The organism is Paenibacillus sp. V4I9, from assembly GCF_030817295.1.
Taxonomy (GTDB): Bacteria; Bacillota; Bacilli; order Paenibacillales; family NBRC-103111; genus Paenibacillus_E.
In genome coordinates this window covers 2,308,977-2,332,607 of the sequence record NZ_JAUSZE010000001.1, presented here as the reverse complement: position 1 = coordinate 2,332,607, position 23,631 = coordinate 2,308,977, and the positions used below count along the sequence as shown (strand labels likewise).

General features: G+C 44.2%; 15 protein-coding genes and 1 pseudogene. 1 reads left to right on the top strand and 15 read right to left on the bottom strand.

Annotated elements, in window-relative coordinates; translation table 11 throughout:
- Positions 1-23: 23 nt before the first annotated feature.
- The 4 genes and pseudogenes from QFZ81_RS37315 to QFZ81_RS10590 form a co-directional block, all read right to left on the bottom strand.
- Positions 24-554: a sensor histidine kinase gene (locus tag QFZ81_RS37315; protein ID WP_373463772.1), complete on the bottom strand. Its 531-nt coding sequence runs from the start codon at positions 552-554 to the stop codon at positions 24-26.
- Positions 531-5,219 (bottom strand): annotated as a pseudogene (locus QFZ81_RS10600) (AAA family ATPase); the annotation flags it as partial. The gene QFZ81_RS37315 and the pseudogene QFZ81_RS10600, both read right to left, overlap by 24 nt.
- Positions 5,220-5,254: 35 nt before the next feature.
- Positions 5,255-6,901: a hydroxysqualene dehydroxylase gene (locus QFZ81_RS10595; RefSeq protein ID WP_307602676.1), complete on the bottom strand. Its 1,647-nt coding sequence runs from the start codon at positions 6,899-6,901 to the stop codon at positions 5,255-5,257.
- Positions 6,902-7,069: 168 nt separating this feature from the next.
- Entirely contained in the window at positions 7,070-7,387 is a 318-nt protein-coding gene (locus QFZ81_RS10590; protein WP_307602674.1) for a hypothetical protein, read from the bottom strand.
- A 268-nt stretch (positions 7,388-7,655) separates the two neighbouring features.
- Between QFZ81_RS10590 and QFZ81_RS10585 the strand changes: the two genes are divergently transcribed.
- Positions 7,656-8,882, top strand: a complete 1,227-nt coding sequence (locus tag QFZ81_RS10585) for a PASTA domain-containing protein (protein WP_307444707.1) — start codon at positions 7,656-7,658, stop codon at positions 8,880-8,882.
- 112 nt (positions 8,883-8,994) lie between these two features.
- Here QFZ81_RS10585 and QFZ81_RS10580 read toward each other — a convergent pair whose 3' ends face one another.
- The 11 genes from QFZ81_RS10580 to QFZ81_RS10530 all read right to left on the bottom strand — a co-directional run bounded on the left by QFZ81_RS10580 (position 8,995) and on the right by QFZ81_RS10530 (position 23,622).
- A complete protein-coding gene (locus tag QFZ81_RS10580; RefSeq protein WP_307602672.1) occupies positions 8,995-9,822 on the bottom strand; it encodes a carbohydrate ABC transporter permease in 828 nt (275 codons plus the stop codon).
- Positions 9,819-10,703 (bottom strand): carbohydrate ABC transporter permease, encoded by an 885-nt coding sequence (locus tag QFZ81_RS10575; RefSeq protein WP_307602670.1) that lies wholly within the window; start codon positions 10,701-10,703, stop codon positions 9,819-9,821. Before QFZ81_RS10575 ends, QFZ81_RS10580 begins: the two co-directional genes overlap by 4 nt.
- 88 nt (positions 10,704-10,791) lie before the next feature.
- Complete coding sequence (locus QFZ81_RS10570) at positions 10,792-12,111, bottom strand: ABC transporter substrate-binding protein (protein WP_307602668.1); 1,320 nt, start codon at positions 12,109-12,111, stop codon at positions 10,792-10,794.
- Positions 12,112-12,235: 124 nt separating this feature from the next.
- A complete protein-coding gene (locus QFZ81_RS10565) occupies positions 12,236-13,867 on the bottom strand; it encodes a response regulator (protein ID WP_307602666.1) in 1,632 nt (543 codons plus the stop codon).
- Between the two features lie 2 nt (positions 13,868-13,869).
- Entirely contained in the window at positions 13,870-15,687 is a 1,818-nt protein-coding gene (locus tag QFZ81_RS10560; RefSeq protein ID WP_307444716.1) for a sensor histidine kinase, read from the bottom strand.
- A 120-nt stretch (positions 15,688-15,807) separates the two neighbouring features.
- Positions 15,808-16,650 carry a carbohydrate ABC transporter permease gene (locus QFZ81_RS10555; RefSeq protein WP_307444718.1) on the bottom strand — a complete coding sequence of 281 codons (843 nt, stop codon included), beginning with the start codon at positions 16,648-16,650 and terminating at the stop codon, positions 15,808-15,810.
- Between the two features lie 12 nt (positions 16,651-16,662).
- On the bottom strand, positions 16,663-17,541 hold the full coding sequence (locus tag QFZ81_RS10550) for a carbohydrate ABC transporter permease (RefSeq protein ID WP_307444720.1): 879 nt from the start codon (positions 17,539-17,541) through the stop codon (positions 16,663-16,665).
- An 83-nt stretch (positions 17,542-17,624) separates the two neighbouring features.
- On the bottom strand, positions 17,625-18,959 hold the full coding sequence (locus QFZ81_RS10545) for an ABC transporter substrate-binding protein (RefSeq protein ID WP_307602664.1): 1,335 nt from the start codon (positions 18,957-18,959) through the stop codon (positions 17,625-17,627).
- A 125-nt stretch (positions 18,960-19,084) separates the two neighbouring features.
- Entirely contained in the window at positions 19,085-20,674 is a 1,590-nt protein-coding gene (locus QFZ81_RS10540) for a response regulator (protein WP_307602661.1), read from the bottom strand.
- Between the two features lie 3 nt (positions 20,675-20,677).
- Entirely contained in the window at positions 20,678-22,480 is a 1,803-nt protein-coding gene (locus QFZ81_RS10535) for a sensor histidine kinase (RefSeq protein ID WP_307444726.1), read from the bottom strand.
- A 128-nt stretch (positions 22,481-22,608) separates the two neighbouring features.
- Positions 22,609-23,622 (bottom strand): LacI family DNA-binding transcriptional regulator, encoded by a 1,014-nt coding sequence (locus tag QFZ81_RS10530; RefSeq protein WP_307602659.1) that lies wholly within the window; start codon positions 23,620-23,622, stop codon positions 22,609-22,611.
- Positions 23,623-23,631 lie beyond the last annotated feature (9 nt).

The following is a 23,631-nucleotide window of genomic DNA, read 5'->3' as shown; positions in this document are numbered from 1 at the left end:
GTGAGGTATACGGTTCTTGCGGCTTAAATCCGATGTACAGGTAACGAGAACGAGATGCTGCAGCCTTTTCCAAGGCGGCTTTCCGCCCAAATCTGCCCGCCATGATACTGCACGATCTCCTTAGCAATCGCGAGTCCCAGGCCACTCCCGCCAGACGTGCTGCGTGATTTGGAGACTTTGTAGAACCTTTCAAAAATGTGCGGAAGATCCTCTTCGCTAATCCCTACGCCTGTATCGGTAACCCGAATCACTAACTCGCTCGGTTCATCCTTGATTGCCACGTGAACATCAATGAATCCGCCTCTAGTGGAAAATTTAATTGCATTGTACAAAATATTCGCATACACCTGTTCAATACGATCTGTATCTACCGTTAAAAGCAGTTCTTCGCCTTCCGAATGTGCCATGTTTAACGTATAGGAAATTCCAGCATTCGCCGCATCCAGCTCATACTTCGCAAAAAGCTGGCGAACCATCGTTCCGCATGAGGTTGGGGCTAGTTGAAAATGGAACTGCTTCGTCTCAAGTCGACTTAACTGATAGAGATCCGTAATGAGCCGCTGAATGCCGACAATCCGCATGTGAACGACCGTAAGGTATTTTCTCTGTTCCTCAGGCTCTTGAATAACCCCATCCAGAATAGCCTCTACATAACCCTGAATGGACGTGAGTGGCGTTCCCAAATCATGGGAAATATTAGACAGCAGGTCTCGACGCGACGTCTCCATCAAGATCAATTCGTTCGTCCGTTCTTTGACTTTGGACTCCAAATCATTATAGAGTCTCGCATTCTCAATCGAAATTGCCGCCTGAGCAGACAACAGCTTGATAATATCAAGACGGTCTGATGTAAAGGCATTGCGAATCAAATTATTTTCAAGATAAAAGACCCCGACCAGATTGCCCTGATGCAGGATCGGCTCGCAGAAAATCGATTTACTCTCCGTTGCCCGGATATACGGATCATGTGTAAAGAATCCCTTATTCTCGGCATCATCGAGAACTACACCTTCCTTGGTCCGTGCAACGAATTGAATCACCGCCGTTGGGAGATCTTCTCTTGTTTCTAATAGTACTGAGCTTACGGTACAAGAATCCTTGCCGTCGATGGCAAGCATCTCAGCTTCCACGAATAAGCTATCACGTTCTTTCAAGACAAGGATGCTTCTCTCCGCGCCAGACGAATAAGTTACAATTTCCATTAACCGTTTGATCAATTGCTCCAAGTTAACTTCACTCGACAACGACCTAGACGTGTTCATAATCGTCATAAAATCAAGCGCCTGCAGGGAATAGTCACTTATTTTGGTTGTGTTCCAATCCATCGACTCTTTAAGTGATGTTAAATAGCCCGGATAACGCAGCATTAACTCCTCGGCCTTAGCCTTCGCACCCCAGCTTAGATAACCGTAATACGCATCGACGAAATAGGTTTTGGCAATCTTTTCACGTCCAGCTTCTTTATACATCCTCCCTGCTAGCTCACAGGCAATCGCCTCATGCTGGATGAACCCCTGCTCCCTTGCTTGCCGGATTGACGTTTCATATTCTTGCTCTGCTTTCTGAAAATGGCCTGTTACACGGTTCCACTCCGCATGCATTAATAGGCTAATATGCGAAAAGTTTTCCGGACAATGGGTAGCCCATTTATCCATCTTGCGCAGCATCTTTCTCATCTGTTTGGCCAGCATCTTCTGCTCTAACATTGCAGCCTCTTTATATTTAGCAGCTATAGATAAGGCATAGTAGAAATAGTTCTCAGGAATATGAAACAGCCCGAAAGAAACAGACTGCATAGGTTCTGCATTTTTACCAACCTTTAAAGCTTCCTCATATTGACCAAACAAATAATACAGCATCATTTTTTTGACTGTATACTCATGAATGATGACTTGGTTCGGGTGGACCTCCAGCTTACGGACAAATTGTTCTTCCTCTTCTTCATCCTTGCCGAGAATCAGAGGATTCTCAGACTTTCCTTCCAAATTATGAATGACCTTACGGAGCATTTCTAACATGAGAAGGGTGTCATGATGATTGGTCTGTTCCAATATCCGATAGTTTTTAGCTAAATCTTCTTGCACTTCCGAAAGTACAACACCTTGAAAATCCTTCACTAAAATCTGATAAGTAAGGGCATAACCTGCGAAAACCAAGTCCCCATCTTCGATCCCGCTTCGGAACGACTCCTTCAAGTGCTCCAAACACACATGCAAAGGCTTAACCCAAGGAGTGACGAACAAACCAAATGAGAAATGGCTTTTACTGCGAAATTGATGGGATTGAAATCTGGCATTCATGCGGTCGCCAAGCTGCCCATACTGGTAGCCTAGCTGATAATCCCCGAAGCCCGAGCCCAGAATCAAGCCATAGGATCCATATACATAGGCCATCATGGGGGTATTGCCATACTTCAAGGCATGCTTCGTCATGATGAACATGAACAAAACGAATAAATTCGTATTCACGAAATAGGCGGAGATGGCAATACTCATCATTAAATTCATTAATTTGGTTCTGTATTCATCTTCCATAATCGGTAAATCGTACAGCTGCAGCGTATTCTTCCGTCCAATCATTGCTTTCAGCTTCATATATTCGAAAAAAATGTTCACGCCCGTAGGCTCTTTAGACACACGGATACCTTGTTCAGCTAGGGCTTTCAACCCGACTTCCAAACTTTTATGCTGCTTTCCGACGTTCGTGTACAGAATCACTTGTAAGTTATACACTTCCAACTTGAGTTCGTTCGTATGGGCATCTATAAGCAGTTCTTCATACGAAATCTCAGCTTCATCCGCTTGACCATTCAGATAAAGCACTTCTGACTTCTCCAGTCGAATGGAAAAGCTAAGGTCATTTAACTCCACGCCCTCGACCAACTTCAGCAAAGCTAGTGCTTTATTGTAATATTGCAGTGCTGAACGATAAGCATTCGAGGATTTAGCCTTGCGACCTGCAGCAAAATTAAATTCTAGAAGCTGGATAAGCTCCTTACTCTCCGTTAGTAAATTAGAGCCGATATTCATATGGTTGACGATATCGAACAACCGGGGCTCTGCCTGATCTTCAGTAAAATGCTCCAGCAGCTGATGTGCGATGTTCAAGTGCATTTCTGGCAGCATGGATTCCTCAATGGAACCATAGACGGCTTCTTGAATGGAATCATGCACAAACATAAACCGTATGTCCCGTGCAGTTGAGTTCCCTTGGATCTCCATAAAAAACTTATAATCCATACCAACTGGTATCATCAATCCGTTTTGGATAGCAATTTCCAACTCATGCAGAACATCAGTAAAGGACATCTTAGCAATAATACCAAGCGCTTCCAGGTCAAAGGAGGCCCCCAAACAAGCAGCTAACCGCAGTAAGTATTGCGTTCTTGGCGGCATGCGCTGCAGCTTCTCAGCTAGGAGGAACATAAGATTATCAGTAATTCTAAGCTTCTGAATTTCACCAATATCCCAAATCCAACGATTAACTTCATAATTAAAGGTGAGTAAATTTTGCTCGTGTAAGGCTGTTAAAAATTGTTTGACGAAAAAAGGATTTCCGCCGGTTTTTTGCAGAACGAGCCGAGCCAGCTCAACTACCTGCTGCTGCTCGGTTTTCAACGACTCCGCAATCAACTGCTCGACATCCGTAATTTCCAGTGGCTGCAAAATAATCCGTTCCGTAACAAGGCGCTCTGGGAGCTTGTCCAGCAATTGAACACGAGTAGACGATAACCAATTGATGTCATTCTCGCTTCGATAAGAACCTATGAAAAGGAAATACTTCATTTGTGAATCGTTCAATAGCAGGTCAAGAAATTGTAAGGAGGCGGCGTCTGCCCACTGCAAATCATCTAGAAACAACACGATGGGCCGGTCTTTCACACAGAAGATTAGCAGAAATTGCTGCAATAAGAAATGTAATCGATTCTGTGTTTCTTGCGGAGGAAGCTGCTTCGCAATGGGCTGCTCACCGATTAGGAGCTCAAGGTCTGGAACGAGATCCGTCAATACTTTCCCACTCGTTCCCAGCACTTTCAGCAAACGTCCGCGATACTCTTCCATTTGATGATCTTTCTCCGTCAGAAGCTGACGGACTAACTGACGCAGCGCCTTAGATAACGCATGATACGAGACATGCTGTTTATTGGGCTCGAATCTGCCCGATAAGAACCAGCCATTATCCTTCATGATCGTCTTCATCGTCTCGGCGATGAGAAACGATTTGCCATAACCAGATTCCCCGGTTACCCAAACGGCCTCCAGCGAGCCATGCACCGCACGTCCATAAACATGCAGCAGATTTTCGATTTCCTGCGCTCGTCCGTACAACCCTTGAGGTATCTGGAACATGTCCGTCATGTCATAGAGCCCTACAGGAAAATCCGTCATTTCTTCCCCGGAATTGCTTAGCATCAAGATGTGCTCGAGATCCTGAATAATGCCGTAGGCGCTCTGATATCGATCTTCCGCATTTTTAGCAAGAAGCTTCATAACAATATCGGATAGCGGCTTCGGTATACCCATCCGTAAGCTTTCGGGAGGAGTCGGCGTCACGGCAAAATGGCAATGAATCAGCTCCACCGGATCTTCCGTTTGAAACGGAAGACGTCCGGTGAGCATTTCATAGAACGTGACCCCTAAGGAATAGTAGTCCGTTCGATAATCGATAATCCGATTCATACGACCTGTTTGCTCAGGCGACATATAGCTTAGCGTTCCTTCTAGCATCAAAGGGTCTAGCATTTCTTGACGTTCTCTCGTAAACGAGGATATGCTGAAATCAGCCAGCTTCATGATCTGCTTTTCAGGATTAATAATAATGTTGCTAGGTTTAATATCTTTATGTATGACGTACCGCTGATGAATATCCCCAACAATTTTGACCAATTGAATAGCAGCTACGAGAAAGGCTTGTATGGACTGACGAAACATAGGGAAATAAGCCGATAAGGTCTCACCGTCAAAGTCTTCCAAGATGAGAGCTAAGCTGTTTTGATGCTTGGGCAGCGCCAATGGTTTAACAATGCCGGGAAAATCCAGCATTTTGCCTATCTCATACTCACGTTTCAATCTTGCGATATCTGCTGAAACTGGAAAGTCAGAACGTAGGGTTTTGATAATTACTTTTTCCATAGACGGCTTATGAACAGCACGATAGAGTACAGTCCGTTCGCCTTGATAGATTTGTCTGATCAACTCGTATTCCGGCAAAATTAGCATAAAATCCTCCTAGTAAAACTAGCTGCTAGGCATTCCTAAAAAAGCTTTCCATCCCAAGGAAGCCCCTTCTCGAACCGTCGCTTGTCATGATGATGATAGGGTTTCAATAAATCAATATGCCAAAGCTCAAATGTGTACATTTCCCATATTTCACAAGGTTCTTCCGTCGAACCATCTTGTTTCAGTATGGCATTAACTGCACGTCGTGCTGCTTCATTAGCGCCTTCCATCGTCGCAAGGTTCGTATTCGTACGTACGTAATCAGCAGCCAGGAACAGATTCGGAATTGCGGTATACGCTTCTGGACGGTCATCCCAAGTACCCACGCGATTAATGAGCAGCGGCTCCATATTGGTACACGCCTGATCAGGATTATCAAATTGAATATCCGTATCCAAGAACCAAGAGTGCAGAACATCGTCTTCTAGGATAACGGCGCCATCCACGTTCAAGCTTAACTTCATCTGTGCCCAAACTTCGGCTTTAATCTCTTCAGCCGTACAAAGTGTAGCCGATTTACCAAATAATACCCCAGGTGTATCCCAATCCGAAATATCGACGGATAAAACACCCTTCACTGTGCCATCACCATACTGGCTAAGGTCGACGTCCGGCCAAAATTGCTTCTGGGATACCGAAGTCAGCGACCAAGGTGCATCTAAGTATATAACATGTCCATGTGTGATAGGCAGTTCTTCCTTCAAATAATACTGAATGCCATTCATCCATGCAACGGAATCAACAAGCTTCTGCACACCTACAAGTGTAGGATCGGCTTGCACCATAGCGTCCGTAATGAATTTACCCATCACTTCAACTGGGAATGCAGCTATGTAATAATCAGCTTCTATATCGAAGGTTTTACCGTTCTCTGTCACCTTCGCACTCCGAATAACGCCATCCACGCAGTCGATGCTTTCAACTTTCGCTTCTAAATGGTAATCAACGCCCTGGTCTCGTAAAAATGTTAGCCAAGGGTTCACCCATTTGTCATTCGTAGGACCGTTCAAGAGACGGACGAAACTCGTGCCTGGTGTTGTGATATCTAGTGTCATCTGAACAGCTACAGGGCCGACAGTTTGTGTGTTTGCAATTTTGGATTGACAAGCAACGAGGGTTTTGGTAAATCCAGCGAATATTTTTTGAAATGCAGGGGATTGTTGATCCGCCTCAATGAAATTCCACCAATCAATGAGGTTATATTCCTCGCGAATGCGTTCATCACAGCTCGTCATGACTTGCCATAGCTTACGTCCGTATTGCTCCAGATCATCCATACTTAGACCTAAGCCATTATCGAATAAATCTCTGATGACAACAATAAAATCGTCTAAACTAAATTCAATTTTGGCCAGCAGCGGCAATAGCGGTGCTGTATAGGTGGCAATATCTAACCGTGTCACTTCTGTTAAGTTATCATATACGGTTCCATTCTCATAGGGAATTCGTTTCAATGTATCTATGACATGCCTGTAAAAGCGAGGGAATAACCGGAAACCATGCTCACCTGGAAGGTCCTTCCTCCCGCCAGTTCCGCTGCCTATGAAAGGCATACTTCTCGCTTTCCCGCCTGGAATACTTTTAAATTCGTAGACTGACACCTCGTAGCCTCTTACAACCAATTCATGCGCGGCACTCATTCCGGCAACACCGCCACCCAAAATAACGACTTTTTTCAACACAGTTCCCCCTCATATTGGATCAAATTGTAAAAAAATCTGTAAAACTATCATATCATCTAGGTCATTTGAATCATAGACTTTTAGTTCCACGAAGATAGAAAAAAAGCCTAGATCAGCTGAATCTTGTCAGCTAGATATGGCTTCATAGAAAATTCAGTTCTTTTATATTTATTTGAGCCGAATTTGAGCTAGGGATTGAAGGAGCTCCTCCGAGATGTGATTTAACTTTTTCGATGAAACTTCGACTTCTTTCGTAGAAGTGACTTGCTTTTGCAGATGGCGCGCAGCAACTTCTATATCTTTCAACTCAATTTTCTCAAGCTTGTTCCAAAACGGAGGAAAAAGGTGTACAGTGAAATTAATGAAATAACTGCCATCTGCCTCAGGATCCAAACTCAACTTTGAGATTTCCTCGACTTCTTCGATAAGCTTTACAATAAGCTGTTCCAACTGCTCATGTTGAAGCTCATAATACGCTTGACTCAAATCTTTTCCACTCGATGAAATTGATTTCCACTGTTCCTTGAGTTCTGTAAAAACTTGATCATCAATCAATTTTGGCGTTGAGCGAGCACTCTCGCCCTTTATAGACGCTAAAGTCCGAACTATCTGATCTTGAATTTGCTTGATGTCCGCTCATCACTATTCCCCCTCGATTTTTCATAACAAAATACCTAAATTCCTATATCCCGCCGAATCATATATAATAAAGGCAACTCCTAATGATGCCATCAAGAGAGAGGATGGATATTCCATGCATAAAAAGATTGGTACACGCTATGTACCAGATACACAGATCGTCGCTTTACCCCATGGCACTCTGCATTATGGTGATGATTTATTTCTAACTCGAAAGGTTCTCCTTTATCAAATAGAGCTTCTACCTGGGCAGATCGGCGAAGATTACATTCGAACCCTTCATCATAAAGCAGCTTTCATACATGACGGGTTTCAACATATCCTGGATACATCTGTAGAGGAAGATTCGGTTATGATCATTCTGCAAGCCAAGCCAGGCTCACTATTCTCGAACCATGTTAACAAGAAAGAAATGTCTTTCCATACTATCATTGCAATGATTGCTGATCTAGGGGTTTCCTTGCTTGACGCGATGGAGGAACGTATTACAGGATTTACAGTAGGCGCTGAAAATCTATGGTTTGATGATCACGGCAAGCTTTCCGTTATTAACTATTGGGATAAAGGCGATCCTCAGGCACAAGGGGCCATCGGGCTTTGTCGGTTGATGATTCAGCTCTTTACCGGCGCGGAGACGATTACGGGTGCCTTTGAAGTGATGCATACACATCTGGAGCGAACGCCTATCCCATCTGCGACATATGAGCAGAAATTGGCTTTAATTAAGTTGATTAAGCTCGTCTGCCAAGGTCACGCATCACTTTCTTCGTTGATTTTTGGATTGCGGAGTTTACCATCTTCCGGTCAAAAGCAAGACGTGGGGTCTATCCACAAACAAATTCAATATCAAAACCCAAGTAAAATTCAAAACAGAGTGGTGGATGAGGTTGAGGATGAGATTGATGAGGTAGCACCCGCAGCTGATAAGCGATCACAATCACTTAGCGCTTTAAGTAAGGCAGGGATAGGAGCAATTGCTATTTTGGTCGTCGTCTTGGTCACGGTCTGGGCTCTTTGGCCATCTTCCAAATCGGAGTCGGTAGTTGTGGTACCTATACCCACCGCCACACCTCTTGCGCCGACAAATACGCCTGCTTCATCTACAACGAAGCCTCTCGGAGATTCGAACAAACAAGCCGAGGAAGTCGCAATACCGAACCTGGTAGGTCTATCGCAAGCTGATGCGGAGGCGCAAGCTTTGGCTGCCGGTCTGCATTACAATTTTTTGATTGAAGCAAATGATCAGCCTAAGGGAACCGTCATTAAACAAGACCCCCAGTCTGGTGCCAAAGGCTTGCAGGGCGACAATGTTACGTTTTGGGTAAGTAAAGGAAGTCAGTAATCACAATTAAGAGCCTTGAACCACCGGTGCATTAGTGGTTCAAGGCTCTTTTCCATATCTCAACTTCAATCATGGCGCAGTCATCATAAGTATTGCATTCTGGCCCACCTTTTTAACCTTTTACAGCGCCATCCATAAGTCCTGCAAAGACATATCGCTGAAAGAACAAATAAATGAGCACGGTTGGCAGCATGATAATTAAGATCGCAGCGGAAAGTTCATTCCAATACGAAGCCCGCTCTCCAACAAAGGACATCAGCGCCGTAGACAGGGTATGCAGCTTCTTAGCCGGCATATATAGAAATGGAATATACATATCATTCATGATCTCAACGGTTTTGATAATGGCCAATGTTGCAGTAGCCGGAATCATGAGAGGGAAAATGATGGAGCGGAAAATGCGGAAATAAGAAGCTCCGTCCATCATTGCGCTCTCATCTAACTGAACCGAGATTTTCTCCATAAACTGCAAGTAGATGAAGATTTGCAGCAAGTCCGTCCCCGCATAAATAATCGTTGGAGCATACAAGGTGTTATACAAGCCTAGAACTTTAATGATCTGAAATCTTGCGACTTCCGTTGTATAAAAGGGAACAACCATCGCTACGGTAAATAGCGCGAAAATGACCTTTTTCAAACGAAAATCAAACCGATTCAAGATGTAAGCCGTCATCGTACCCAAAATTGTATTCAGTACGACACTTACAATAATTAGAATGAATGTATTCTTAAATCCGGTTAAAATATCCCCTTTAACAAATGCAGTCTTTAAATTCCCCAAAAAAAAGCTTTGCGGAATGGCAAGCGGAGATGACGCTGCCAGTTCTGCAGCAGGTTTTAGAGCTGCGAAGAGTACAATAAACAAAGGGATTAACACAATTACTGTGATGCAAGTAAAAAGAATGTAATATAGCGGCCTCATTTTCCAACTGATTGTCATGACTCACCGCCCCCTGTCGCTTGGAAAAGCTTCTTCTGGATGTAGCTAAAGCCGATAATCATCAGCATGAGCAGAATGGCCATCGTTGAGGCCAACCCATAGTTATTAAATTTGAAGGCTGTATCAACCGTATAGAGGGTAAACGTACTGCTTGCATTGCCCGGACCGCCTTGCGTCATAAGGAACGGGATATCAAATACCTGTAACGCCCCCCGCACATTCAAAAAGAGAACAATTTCGATAACCCGACTCATCCCTGGTATGGTAATATGCCAAAGCTGCCTTAACGGACTTGCTCCGTCCATCCTAGCTGCTTCGTATAGATCTTCAGGTATGGATTGTAGTCCCGCTAAGAATAAAATGACGTGAAGTCCGCAGTACCGCCACAAAGATACAAAAATCAATGAATAGTTAACAACACTAGGATCACTCAGCCAGCGCTGTATCCACGACTCTAAACCCAACGTTTGGAAAAACAGATTAATCGGACCATTAATCGGATTATATAAATAGCTGAACACATACGCCACCGCCACCCCATTTATCACATACGGGAGGAAAACGATGGAGCGGAAGAACGCATTCGCCCGAATTTTTGCGTTCAAAAAAACAGCTACGATAATTTCGAAAGGAATAATTAAGGCATGTAAAAGGAAGTACTGCCAATTATGATAAAGAGATTTCCATATTTCCGGCATATGAAACGCTTGGACATAATTATCAAAGCCCACATAATGAAATTGCCTGCTAATTCCGTTCCAATCTGTCAAACTGAGCTGGACAAGCTTCACAGTCGGATACATGAGCAGCAGCAGCAAAAGGAAGACAGGAAGCGCTAGAAATGCGATGATGATCAACTTTTTTTGCATTGAGTAACTCATGTCGTTTTCTCCTCCAAGGAACTTGAGAGGAAACGCCGCAGCTTATGGCTTTCAGCGTTTCCTACTGTCATTCCATCCATAATCCTTTTTATTTCTTAGCTTCGCGGGCTTTTCCCCATTTATCTTCCAATTGCTTGGAAATGTCGCTAAGCTTTTTGCCTGACATCATATCCTGACCGATGTTTTTCCAATCCAATTGTGTCGCATTGATCAGATCCGTGTACTTTTGGTTGCCTGGCACATATAAGAAAGGAGTGATTTTGTTGTTCTTGTAGAAATCATTCAAGAATGGCACATTTGCCGTAACACCATCAATAACTGCTCCAAGTTTCACTTTATCTACATATTCCTGGTGAACTGCTGGGCTATAGAACCATTCCATGAACTTTTTCACTGCGTCTGTATGCTTGCTGTTCTTGTTGATTGCATAGAAGTGATCCGTAAATGTCATCACGGTCAGTGGATCTGTTTCACTGTCGCGAACCGGCATTGGGAACGCAGCCAAGTCATCTGTATTTCCTACTTTCGAAAGGTAGGTATCCAGATACCATAAACCTGCCGCTACGACGACTGCTTTTTTGCTTTCGAACAATCCAGTAGCCTGATCCCAGCTTACGCCAAGCGGATCGGGTCCCATAACCTTAGCATTATAGAGCGTTTCGATTTTGCTATAAGCTTTGTAGAACGGAGTGCCCTCTGAGAATGGATGTTCCTGCGTGGCTAGATTGCTCAAATAGCTTTCGTCACCGGATGTGAGGTGGTGCATGAATTCATTGAATGGATAATCAGGCCAGCTGTCTTTCCCTCCCATTGCATAAGGAATGTACTTTTTGTTCTCTTTAATTTTGTTCAAAACGTCCAAAAATTGTGACCATGTCGTTGGAACTGTCAATCCTAGCTCCTTGAAAATACTCGGATGGTAGTACACCATCTCAGGGAATTGTACAGTCGGCATAGCCAACACTTTGCCATCTACAGCGTACTTTTTCGCATATTTGTTCTTCGCAGTTGTGCTCAGATCATCTAGTGGAAGCAGCTCCGATTTAAAGTCGTTAATAAAGTTTGGCTTTAATTCGAAGAAATCGGGCATTTCGTTAGCAGAAAGACGAACTTTCATGGCTTTCAAGTAATCTCCATCACTTTTGAATGCTTCGACTTCTACGTTTACATTCGATTCAACTTTGGAATACTCTTTTACCTTGGCCGTCAGGAAATCGATGAATGAAGCGTTAACGTCCCACATCGCCATCTTTATGGTCACTTTGTCGCTCTTAGCTTCTTGCTTTGGCTTTTCACTTTCCTTTGACGCTGACGTGCTCGCACTGTCGGAAGCTGCTCCGCAGCCGCTCAAAATGACCGACATGGTCAGCATGGTCGCTAATATTGGACTTACCCAACGCTTTGTCATACTTGTTACCCCTCCATAAATGTACTTTTCTTGTTTGCGCTTACATCTCTTATTGTAAAAGGGGGCAACCATTAAGAACATGACGATTCTTGTGCTTACTTGCGCATTTCTTGTGCTTAACCAACTATAATCTACAATCTTCGCGATATTGCTGCGGGGTACGCCCTGTTACCTTTTTGAACATGCGGCTGAAATGCCCTTGATTCGGGTAACCTACTTTCTCAGCAATTTCAAACAGCTTCATACCTCCCCACATCATATGGATCGCTTTCTGAATTCTTATATTCGTGACATAAGCAATAAAATTTTCACCTGTTTCCTTGGTGAATTGCTTACTTAAATGACTCTCGCTTACGCCTACCCACTCACAGACACTGGATAGAGAGATCGGCTCGTTATAATGTAAGTCAATATAGGTCTTGGCTTTGTCTACTAGACGCGGCGTTAATTGAACAGCAAGACGTCGCGGATCCAGCTGGAAAGCTAGGCTGCTAACCAAGCCGTTAAGCCATTCATGCACATCTGCCATTCTGTGCATACGAGGAAGCCGCTCATAAGGAGGTCCCTCCTGCCCCAGGACGTCCTGCCAATCCAAATTTCTCGCGTGAAGGAGCGCACCCAGCTCCCATAGAAAACTTTGATACATTTTCTGAATGTCCATAACCGACTTGGTCTTCAGCGTGTTCCAGTAACGAAAACCTTTGCTCAACTCTTCCTGCCACGGCTCCCCCGCTTCCAGTCTTCGCAACAATTCTTTGCGATCCCATTGTTCTACTGAGGTTACCTCTAATTGGTAGGTGCTCGTCGCATGTTCCGGATAAAAGACTCTACCTTCTTTTGCAAAATACCGCATACTCGCCAATTGATAAGCTTGCTGATATGCGTCATACCAACCTTCCCAGTTATGCGTAAGATCGGAAACTCCGATCGATACCGAGAGGTTTACATACTGCTTAAGGTGGCTCACAATACGATCCATTCCTTCTGACACCTGATTTCTAACACTTAGCTGCCCTTTACTCGAATAACGCTGAATGAACAGAAGAAGTGCAACCTCCCCTTCTCTCATAGAGAGTACAGCCATGTCTGCAAAACTTCCTTCCATTGCTTGCCGTATCATGTGCAGTGTATATCTGGCCGTTTGATCATCAGGTAATTCAATAGCTTGACTTTCATTGGTATCGTCAACTAGGATGCAAGCCAATACTTGCTCGCTCATATCCGACCCTGTCCATTCCTGCTTTTCACTCATCGCATCGATGAAAGAAGAAGCATCCATCCCTTTTAATAAGGATATGAGTCCAGTTTCTCGAAGCTTTTGCCGCTGCGCAAGTTGTTCCCGCTGAACCATTTCAACCTGCTGCATTCTCTCTACTAGTTGAGCTACCGCTCCCCGAATGACAGCATTCATAGGCTCAGCATCCATGTGCGTCTTAACGATATAATCAACCGCACCGAGTAAAAACGCCTTACGCACATAGTCATATTCCGAGTATGCGCTAAGGACAATGATCAGCGGTTTCTGTTGAAGGGCCAGTTTTTGAAGCTCCTCTAGACAGGTGATGCCATCCATCGTTGGCATGTGAATATCCATGACAATCAGGTCAACACCATCCCCCTGTTGAACCAGTCGCAATGCTTCTTCACCGTCCGCTGCTTCTGCAATCACTTCGCAATTGTGTTCTTCCCACGCAATGAGTTCGCGTAAAGCAATCCGTACTAAAGGCTCATCGTCCACGATGATAACTCGGAACAAGGCTACCCCTCCTTTTCTATGATGGCCACTTGAGATACCGGTTTACTAACAAGCAGCGGCAATAACAGCTCGATATAAGTACCTTCTCCCGGTTGGCTCTTTACCCGAAGTCCAAACTCCCTGCCGTATTGAAGATCGATCCGCTGCTGAACGTTCTGGAGACCAATCCCGTTAAAGGTCTCTTGCCTTTGCTTTTTACGAGTTAGATCGCTATCTTCCTCAAAGCCTTTTCCATTATCTTTAATTATGATTTGAATGTGGCGTTCTCCGACTTTATGCCCCTGAATTTGAATGACTCCTTTTCGGTCCAATCCATGAAAGCCATGAACAATAGAGTTCTCTACCAGTGGCTGCAGTAATAGCCGAAGCATGTAAAGACCCTTAATCTCTTCATCCAAGTCCGTTTGGATCTCAAACCTGTCACCGTAACGGATCCGCATGATCGTAAAATAATCATTCAGCAGCAGCAATTCTTCTCCAACTGTCGTGTAAATGCCGCCTCGATTAAAGGCTGAGGATACCAAATGCATAAGAGCCTCTGTCATCTTCTGAATTTGGGGGGCTTTGACCATCAACGCCATAATCTTGATCGCATTCAGCGTATTGACCAGAAAATGAGGACCAATCTGTGATTGTAAGGCCGTCATTTCGGCATTCAATCGTTCGGCTTCTTTCTTTTCCCTCTCCTGAATCAGCTCTTGTATGCGCAGGGTCATCTCGTTAAAGCTATTGCCGAGAACGTAGATCTCTGTAGGTCCTGATGCCTCTATCTGAACTTGGAAATTCCCCATCTTGACTCTGTTCATTTGTTTAACTAGCGTTAGAATCGGCTTAGCCATACTTCTTACCCATATCCATGAGGCAATTAGAAACACGAGCAGCCCTAGCGTTGAAACAAGCATTGTCCGATTGTATACGTGCCTTACTTGAGAAAGCATTTGATCATAGGGCATTACGTGGATATATTTCCAACCTGTCTGTACCGACGTCATAAAGATGACAAAGGACTGTTTACCTTTCTCATTGGCAACATAGTTTCCTGTCGGTTGATTCATAGCTTGCTGTAGGAGTGTGTTTCTGGATAGGTTATTTTGTATCATTTCATCATCGCTGCCCGTAACAACCGCACCGTTCTGAGCAACGACAAGAAAGTACCCAGGTTCGGATACTTGGGTACGAAGTAATTGTTGAAGGACGCTTCCACGGAAAACAAAATAAACACTTTCCACCATATTAAATGAAGTCGGAAACTTAGGCGCAATCGATGCGGTAATTTCCATATGACCGCTTGTTCCCGGCAATCTGTTGTCCTCAGCTCCGAAAATTTGCACTTTATTGACATTCGCCAGTGTTTGTTGATACCAATTCGCATGACGGAGCTCCGCTTCTTGCAGACCTAATCCTTGTTTATAGGCATACGTTCCCTCATCGCGATAAAAAAACAAAGCAGATACGATGTCCGATGTCGAGTGGAAATAGTTGCTGAGTTGATGATCCAGGTCATTACTGGCCTCATGACTAGCTTGTTGATCTCGTACAGCTTGCGTATGGATGCTAGTTGCTGTTGCGAATACTTTCTCATCATTAGCAATCGTCGCGACCGTATTAATAATTCGACTTGTTTCCTTATCGACGTTATAGGAGACTTGCTCTAGTGTTTGCATAGCACGTGTAGTTACATTGTCGAACAACACCGTATTGAATGACCTCACGGAGAACCATGTCACAATGAAAATTGGCAATAAAATAATAAGTACAAAAGAGACATATAAGACAGTTGCCATATGCCAACGCTTAGACAATGATGCACGATTCATCATATAGTTCGGGTAACCGGGTCCCTCCAATTGCCTTAGGCAGTTTAACAGCTTCGGCCTTCGAAGTTGTATTGATTCATAATACTATAATAATAGGTTCCGTTCTGTCCAGTAATAACTGAACTATCCTTTCACAGCAGACCCTACGGTCAACGCTTTCTCCACTTGCTCACTAAAGAGTACATACACAAGCACGGTCGGCAAGCTCGCGATCGTCATCGCCGCGCCCATAGCCCCCCAATTGGTTGTAAATTGACCTTGGAAGAAGAGCAGTCCGAGCGGCAAAGTTTTCAAGGATTCCTTGGTAATCAAAATTAACGCCATTGTAAATTCATTCCATGCCGACAAGAAGACGAAGATCACCATCGTTGCAATCGCAGGTTTAATAATCGGCAATATGATCGTATAGAAAGTACGGTAAATGCTGGCACCATCCATACAAGCTGATTCTTCCAGCTCAACCGGAATACTGCGAAAAAAACCATAGAATACCATGCTGGAGAAAGATATATTGAAGGCAATATAAGGCACGATCAGCGCCCAATACGTGTTGGCCAGATGGAACTCACGTACGAGAATCGCCAGTGGAATCATGATAACTTGCACGGGGATGAACATCCCAATCACGACATAAATACGAGCGGCTTCCTTCCAGCGCCATTGCATTCTGGCAACGGCATAGGAGAACGTAACCGAAAGTGCAATTGTGCCCACAACGGTCGCCGCTGCTACCAGCAAGCTGTTGCTGAAGTAGACCGGAACATTGAACCTTGACCAAGCATCCACATAGTTCTCGAATCGTAGATGCGTCGGGAAACCGAATGGATTCGTTACGAAGATTTCATTGTTATTTTTAAGCGAATAAAAGACCATCCACAGCAGTGGATACACCGACAACCCCGCATATACCCACAAGAAGATGCCCAGGAGCGGATTCTTTTTACGCAATTTGAATATTCCGTTCATCTGTCATCCCCCTTAAAATGTAATCCGTTCTCTTGCGATCAGTTTGTTAATAGCCAAAGTCACAATTAAGCATTCGATGACCAGGAAAGCAGCCGCGGCGCTTCCATAGCCAAATTCACCAACGCGGAAAGCAGAGCGGTACATTAGATAGGTCAATGTGTACGTAGAATTCCCTGGGCCCCCGCCGGTCATAATAAACATGTTGGCGAACGCATTCAAACCACCTGTAATCGCCAGCACGAGGCAAAACTTATACGTCTCAGCCAGCATGGGGATTGTAATCGCCATATGGGCTTTGAATTTGGAAGCTCCATCAATACGTGCAGCCTCTAGGTACTGCTCTGGAACAGACTTCACAGCCGCCAACAGCAAGGCAAACTGGTAACCCATGTACTGCCAAGCATTCACGAACGCAATGGCGAAAATCGCTGTTTTATTGTTCGTCAGCCAATCCTGACGATACGTGATGCCGAGCGCTTCAAAGACTTTATTAATCAAGCCATACTCACTGTTATACATCGCTAACCACAGCTGACATACTACTGTAATGGAAAGAACCACAGGAATGAAGTAGCTAATTCTTAGAAACTTGCTTCCTCTGAACCCTTCTGCGACGGCAAAAGCAAGTACGGAGCCGATCCCGATTTGCACGACAGCCAAAATACAGGCAAAAACGAAACCGTTGTAAAGCGATGTGTAGAAAATACTATCTTGAAACAATCGAATGTAGTTATCCAGAAAAATAAAAGTGCCTTCGCTTAATCCATCCCATTCGAATGTACTGCGATAGAAGGTTTGCAAAATCGGATAAAACACAATAACTGTATACAAAAGGAGTGCCGGCAGTGTGAAAAGCATAATAGCCGCCTTATTTCCCATGAATTTGCGCATGTCATCACTTCCCTTTTTTAGTAGAAAACTCACACCGGCTCAGAGCGATCCAGTGTGAGTCTCCTTTTCCATAGAAACTTCGGTTATTTCGCTGTTACTGCCGCTTTATTCAAATCTTTCACGAATTGATCCGCTGTATAATTACCTGTCATCAGGTTTTGCGTGGCATCTTCAAGCGCTGCTTTGAACTTAGGATTCGACAATCCCCATGAGAAAGCTGTTGTGCTCGTCATTTTCGGAATATCTTTGGATAACTGCTCCATCATAGGAGGGAACTGTTTCACAATCGGCTTATCTACTTTGGTAGCTACGATTGGATTGCTGCGGTTTGTGAACTTGTACTCCGCATACTTCAAGGAAATAAAGGATGCCACTTTTGCTGCAAGCTCTTTATCCTTGGTGTTTGCAGATACCGCATATCCACCAGGACCGCCGCTGCCGCTGAATGCTGTTTTACCTTTTTCATAGGCTGCTGCATCTGCAGCTGGAAGGTACATGTAGCCCGCTTTGTCACCAAGCGCTTTCGTAGCCGCTTCGATTTCCCACTGACCGTTAATGAACATCGCTGCTTTACCTTCATGGTAAAGCGCCGCTGCTTGATCGTAGTTCAAGTTCGTAGCGCCTTTTGGCAGCATGCCTGCTTTAACCAGCTCGATGATTTTCTCTGCAGCTGTTTTGTAAGCAGCATCATCTGCTTTAGCAAGACCTTTATCAAGCTTCGTCACACCAGCTGGTTCAGCGCGTGAAACGAACATGTCATAAAGGGCTACGCAAGGCCATTTTTCTTTAGCGAAGATGGAAAGTGGCGTAATGCCTTTCCCATTGAAAGTTTTAACCGCCGTCATCATTTCATCATAGGTAGTTGGCACTTTCACACCATTTTGTTGGAACAAATCTTTGTTGTAATAAAGAAGAGCTACCTCGTTACCAGCGTAAGGGAAAGCGTAAGTATGACCATCATCTGTAAGCAGCGTATTCATTGCGCTTGGCTGCATTTTGTCTTTGTAGCCAAATTTAGTTACGTACTCATCCAGAACTAGAATATTATTGGATTTCTTAAACGTATCGATAATGTCTAATCCTGCTCCGAAAATGTCTGGCAGATTGCCTGTAGCTGCATAAGTCTTAAGCTTCTGGCCATCATCCTGCGCTTGAATATCGAGCTCTAGCTCAACATTCGGCATTTCCTTTTTCAATTCCGCAACCGCATAGTCATAAGGTGTTTTCGTATCTTCATCTGCGTACTGGGCATAAATTCTAAGTTTGACCGGCTTTGCATCCGTCTTCACGGCTGCTGCTGTTGCTGCCGCCGTTGGCGCGCTAGTTGCACCAGCATCTTTTGTTGTGTTTGTGGTTCCGCAAGCTGCAAGGCTAGTAGCCGCGAGCAAGCTTACGAGAGTGACTCCCATTTTTTTCATTTGTTGGACCTCCCAGGCATCATGTGCTTTCTCTTCTTTACAACCTGAGTATAAAAGGAAAAACCCCTTATGATAATGGAATAATCGAGGGGTTCTTGTAAAATCCGCACATTTAGGTAATTTCGTTATAAGCGGTTATTCTCATACACACTAGGCGAATAACCAAAAAATTTCTTGAAACTTTTACTAAAGTAACTAGGATCGTTAAAGCCGATTTGTTCGGCAATATCCGAAAGGCGTATGTTCCCTTTACCGAGTAAATCCTTCGCTTTATGCATACGAACATGCGTAACATAGTCTGTCACCGTCATGCCGATTTCTTTCTTGAAAACAGCCCGGAGATAGCTAGGATTGATAAACACCTGCTGGGCAATTTGATCCAATTGCAGCTCGGGATCCCCGTAATGAAGCTCGATATATTCTTTGGCGGATTGGGCAATTTTCGACGACCGGGTCTTCCGGTGCTTACCTGTATAAAGGATCGCTTGATTGAACAATTCCTTGATCCACATGGATGTAGCATCAATGGATTCCAAACGTTTGATTTCACTATAGGGAAAAAAGGCTTCCCCGAAGCAGTCCTCAATCGGATGCCCCGTTTCTGTTACATAAGACAGACAAATAGAAATAAGTCCCATGCTTATGACATAGGTGTAATCTAAGGATAACCGCTGCTCTCGAATCGATTGGAAAATCTCCTCCAATTTAGCATCTACCTTTTCCCCATTTTGCATACGCAATTGAACGAGCAGCTCTTCATTCACTTCTGTGGGATAGAAGGCTTGAGTCCCTGATTCCAAAGCTCCTGATCCGTAAGCGATAACACGATCATTCCCCAGCACAAACTTATTTTGCAAGGCTTCAAGCGCCTCCAAATAGGAAGTACGGATCCCCTGATAGCCGGTTTGACTCCGACCAACACCGACCGTGATCGTAAATTTCAAATATTTCTTGATCAGGAAACATAATTTCTCATAACCGCCTAACGCAGGTGTTTCCAGCTCACCATCCCCTTGGTGCTCTACCAAGCAAATAATGCGCCCCTCAGGCCCATTGAAAATCAAGTGATTCTCCGTTTCCTCCAGCGCCTCGTTCAGAATGTTCGTCACCGCATATTTCCAAAGTAAACGTTCACTCACTTTGTTCCATTTGAGATCCATGTTATCAATCTCAATGCACGCCACCACAAAGCACAGGGAATCGAAGGACTCCCCAAATTGCTGAAGTCTTGTACTGGTGTCCTCATTGGCATGGTTGAAATCACCACTTAGCAAATGATTAAGAAAGCTCTCCTTCATCAAAAGCTGATTTTCTTTCAATGTCGACTTCTCTTCTTGTGCCTTCTGATGCTCTTTCTGAAGCTTAAGCAGCGTCAGCACCAATTCATCCTTCGAAAACGGCTTCAGAATGTAATCTTCAACGCCAAGCTTAAGCGCTTTTCGAGCATAATCAAATTCGTTATGGCCTGTAATCAGCACCACGCTTGTAGCTGGATATCGCTGCTTCAATTGCTCCGTCAGCGCGAGTCCATCCATAAACGGCATGGTAATATCCACAAGGGCAATATCAGGACGATGCACGTCTATTTGTTCCAACGCTTCGACCCCATTTTTGGCTTCTGCGCATATTTCAAATCCATAAGCTTCCCAATCTAATGCCGTACGCAAGTATTCTCGGAAAATGGATTCATCATCAACAATTAATATTTTCTGCATATCTTAACCTTCCTCACTTTGAAAAGGGAGCCATAGTGTTACTTCTGTGCCCTGTCCCAGTTGACTTTCAATTTGTAACCCATACTCATCGCCAAAATAAAGCTGTATACGGTCATTCACGTTCCTTAACCCATAGCCAACAGCTTGCTCCGGAGATTCCGGCTTCTTCACAAGAGCCTCAAGCCGCTGCGGCAGCATGCCAACACCGTCATCGCTGACGATAATCTTGATTTTACCCTCCACAATTTCACCTGTTACTTTCAAAAGACCTAGGCTCCCTTTCGTTTTAAGACCATGGTAGATCGCATTTTCAACGAGAGGTTGAATGGTTAATTTCGGAATAAGACCGCCGAGCACCTCACTCCGGATATCAAATTCAAAGGTAAACACATCGGAATAACGGATTCGCTGAATAGATAAATAATCCTTCACATTGCGGACTTCTTCTTCAATCGTTATCGTCTCTCTTCCTTTACTCAGAGCTGCGCGATAGAAATCGGCCAACGCTTTGGTTGTTCGCTGTACATCCCGTGTTCGTCCCATTTCTGACAAGGTGTAAATAACATCTAAGGTGTTATACAGAAAATGCGGTTTAATTTGCGCCTGAATAAGCGCTAGCTCGTATTCACGCTTCTTCTTTTGCTCGAAATTAATATTCGTCAGCAGCTCTTGAACTCGCCTTATCATGGCATTGAAGCCAGAGGCCAATAAACCAATCTCATCCTCTGAATTCACCTGGAATTCAATGTCCAGATTGCCTTCTTTGACCTTCTTCATATGTTTGGTTAGCCCCATAATTGGTTTGGCAATGAACTGCGAAAGCATACCCGCTCCAAGCAAAGCAAAAAATAAACAGATCAAACCAATAAGCACAATAAGGATAGTGATTTTACGCGTATCCGCGGTTAAAGATTCTAGGGGAGCCATCGAGATAAGCTTCCACCCAAAGCTTGGAACATCGGAGCTTACTACAAGCGTTTTCTCATGTTGAAAAGAGGTTAAATCCGACGTATCCTTACTGGAAGTAATCCAGTTTTTCATCGTTGGATCGGCAACTTCCTGAAGTAAATCCTCAGGATGCTGCGATGAAATAACCACACCTCCCTCATTCACAATAAAATAGCTGCCATCCTGGATGGAGCCGATTTTCTGATAAATCGCAGATAAGGAGCTTTCTTTGATATTCAGTACGAGCATACCGAGCTGTTGTCCCGTATAAATATTTACAATCCGCTTACCCAGCGTCATGACAATTTCTTGCGAATCAGGGGTCAAGTAATTACGCTGCTGCATGGGAAACCAAATATTTTTATTGCCTATGGAGGCGTCAACCTGTTTAAGCATTTCACTGCTCGCGATCAACTCCCGGTTGCGTTCCATAAGGAGATTAGATCCAAAAACCCGACCATTCGCATCTATAAACGCAGCCGATTGGACATCGGGAAATACAAGCAGGGCAAAGCTCAACTGATTCGTAATCTGCGTGTACATCTGTAAGCTCGTTTCCGCTGCCCCCTGGGATTGCGGGTCTTCCACGATCAATTTGTTGAGATTGATCGTCAGCATATTGGCGCAGCTTTCTACATTCGTTAACATGCCCGTGATGCGCGTAATAATCAGGGACGAGTTATCCGAAACATTTTTAATCGTCTTTTTGACAATTGCATTCGTGTACACCTGATTCGAGACAAAACCTAGTACAAATAAAGGCACGAAGATAAGCGGAAAATAAATCATGATAATTTTATAGCGAATTCGTTGATTACGAAACCAAGGCATGGTTATATATTTTTGTAAAAACTGCATCGTTTGCCCCCTACTTATCAAAAACTGAAAAAACCCTATACAATCTACCGTCAGGCAATACCTGTCGGTTATATTGTATAGGATTCATCTAATCTTTGAAACTAGCCAAATCTAATTTAATGGGTGTCTTATGTACTCTGTCTAACAATGAGCTTAGGCTCCAGAACCGTCAGCTTCTTCACCTTTTCCTTCTGAATCAGTTTCGATAAAATGGCTATCGCATGGCTGCCAAGCTGTTCACTATGCTGCGAAACGGTTGTGAGCTCGGGATTCATAGCGTAGGACAATTGCGAGTCATCAAATCCTGCAATCGCGATATCTTCAGGAATCCGCAGCCCGCGTGAAATAACCGCTTTCATAGCACCAATGGCCACATAATCGTTAATACAAAGAAAGGCCGTTGGACAATTTGGCATGGTAAGGAACTGATACATCAGTTTGCGGCCACATTCCATAGAGAAGTCTCCCAAGCGTACGATTTGTTTGCGAAAAGAGAGATCATTCGCTCCTAGCGTGCTTTTGTAGGCTTGCAGCTTTTCCATCGTTGTTGTCGTGTCAGCGCTTCCCCCCAAGAAGCCGATGCTTCGATGCCCGCGATCAATAAGGTGCTGCATAATGAGCTGGGTACCCACATATTCGTCCGTTTTCACCCGATGACAAGGATGACCCGGAAGGCTGCCATTAATCAAGACAATTGGAATTCTCTTCTGGATATCCATGACTTCCTGGACGAGCAACTCGGGGCAATGACGCGAATTTATACGTCCACCCATGAAAATGAGTCCTTCCACCTGCCTTTCGCAAAGCAGATTTAAATATTCTGATTCTCTGCTAAAGTTGCTGAATGTATTACATAGAAAGAGTGTAAATCCCAGCTTCATCGCAGCTCTCTCTGCCCCTCCGAACACCTCAGGGAAAAACATGTTGCTGCTATCTGGGAATAACACGCCAATCATACCCGTTTTCTTATTCACCAGACTGCGTGCCAACGCATTAGGCTGAAACTTATGCTTTTCGATAATCGCCATTATCTTCTGCCTTGTTGACGTTCGAACGGGTGCGGTATCATTGAGAACACGGGAAACCGTCGCGACGGAGACGTTCGCTTCTCGGGCAATATCATAGACGGTTATAGATTCCAAGAATACACT